Origin of the sequence: Mediterranea sp. ET5 (assembly GCF_023337025.1) — a bacterium.
GTDB lineage: Bacteria > Bacteroidota > Bacteroidia > Bacteroidales > Bacteroidaceae > Phocaeicola_A.
Genome location: NZ_JAMBLN010000051.1, coordinates 1 through 380, shown reverse-complemented (window position 1 = coordinate 380; position 380 = coordinate 1). Strand labels below are relative to the sequence as shown.

Here is a 380-nt window from a genome sequence, read left to right as displayed (position 1 = left end):
CCTGCCAAACACAATTGTTTCGCGCCCGGAAGTCAAATCTTTGGAGAATGGAAGTAAAAAGAAGTGAGTTTCACTTTCTAGAAGAAGGGTACTGTCAACAAATCGGAAGGTAATAAAAAGGGTCCCATTAGGAACCGGAAAAAGAAAAAGGACACCCATCCGTTCCCAACACCCTCCGAAATGTTGTTCCAATACCCCTGTCTGCATCAATCTGTATTTTGCGAATCGCCCGAGAAGACCCTCCGAATCCACCAAATCGTATTTTGGTGCGAGGAAGGGCATTGTAGCCCCCTTCGTTTGACATTTTGTCAAAACGCAATTCCGGAACGTTCACCACACGAATGTAGGGGCGACCGGTCTGGTCGCCCGGTCCAACAACG

1 protein-coding gene is annotated in these 380 nt (G+C 47.9%); it reads right to left on the bottom strand.

Annotation, left to right across the window (positions count from 1 at the left end; all coding sequences use genetic code 11):
- Nucleotides 1-127: 127 nt before the first annotated feature.
- The coding region (locus M3087_RS14295) for a hypothetical protein (protein WP_249096845.1) at nucleotides 128-380 on the bottom strand (253 nt) is incomplete at its 5' end.